The sequence below is a fragment of the Bartonella sp. AP20NXHL genome, from assembly GCF_042196165.1.
In the GTDB taxonomy this organism is placed as follows: domain Bacteria; phylum Pseudomonadota; class Alphaproteobacteria; order Rhizobiales; family Rhizobiaceae; genus Bartonella.
The window spans coordinates 1-798 of the sequence record NZ_JBHIPV010000097.1 but is presented as its reverse complement, the minus strand read 5'-3'; the positions used below and the strand labels follow the sequence as shown (position 1 = coordinate 798).

Below are 798 nucleotides of genomic sequence, written 5' to 3'. Positions count from 1 at the left end.
GCTAGACCAATAGCAGCAGCTTGTCTTGCTTCTTTCCGAACATCCTGAATAGCATAATTCAACGTCTCAAATTTCATATCCGTATAGGATTTCGACTCGTTAACAGCATCATTGACAAGACCACTAACTTTCTCATCCGTATACTTATTGGCATCTTCAAGAACTATCTTCATCTGCTCTTCAGTATAATCATGCAACTGACCGCCATTAACAGCTTGCTGAGAACCTGTTTCAATCTTGCCTGCCGCTACATTGTCTATCATAACAGGTTCGCTGTCATTGCCTCCTACTAACGTAATGCTATTGGTCTTTTTCCCATCACTATCTTTATCATAGTTAACAACGCCATCTGTTACGGCTACTTCAATATCTTTCACATGTTGATCTATCGTATCTACTTTGTCTTCAACCTCTTTTACCCTCTCATTCGTGCTCCAAAGCTGACCACCATTAACAACTTCTTGCGAACCTTCTGCTATCTTACCATCCAATACATTCGTAATCTTACTCGAATTACCATCATGCTTCGCATCATACGCGCCTTCTTCTTCATTCCAATTCAAACCATTGCTCGCCACACTCTTCTCAACATCATGAATACGGTCGTTGATACTCGTCATACCATCACTGACACCATCAAAAGCTCCTGCTACATCATGATAAATCTTCTTTTCTGACGAACTACCATCAGAATTGAATTGTGCAACCTTGAATTCCGGAGCCCTCCATTCGCCACCTTCATAGCTAGCTCCTCCTCCTAAATACATCGCTAGCGTCTGATGCAAGGAATAAAGCTGA

Annotated in this window: 1 pseudogene; it reads right to left on the bottom strand. The window is 41.6% G+C overall.

The features are described from left to right. A pseudogene (locus tag ACFILL_RS09410) lies at positions 1–798 on the bottom strand (hypothetical protein); the annotation flags it as partial.